Annotated in this window: 1 pseudogene; it reads left to right on the forward strand. The window is 64.4% G+C overall.

Features of this window, described 5'->3' with window-relative positions:
• Nucleotides 1-253: pseudogene (locus A3764_RS22640) on the forward strand (hypothetical protein); the annotation flags it as partial.

Below are 253 nucleotides of genomic sequence, written 5' to 3' on the forward strand. Positions count from 1 at the left end.
GCGATGGGCTGACGCAGGCTACCCGCGTCGCGATCCTGAACGCCAACTATATCGCGCGGCGGCTCGAAGGGGCGTTCGACGTCCTTTACAAGGGGCCGTCGGGCAGGGTCGCGCATGAATGCATCATCGATGTGCGTCCTTTCGACGAGTCCGCCGGGATTACCGTGGAGGATATCGCCAAGCGTCTGATCGACTGCGGCTTCCACGCGCCCACCATGTCATGGCCGGTGGCCGGTACGCTGATGGTGGAGCC

This window comes from Sulfitobacter sp. HI0129 (assembly GCF_001635395.1).
Classification (GTDB): Bacteria; Pseudomonadota; Alphaproteobacteria; order Rhodobacterales; family Rhodobacteraceae; genus Sulfitobacter.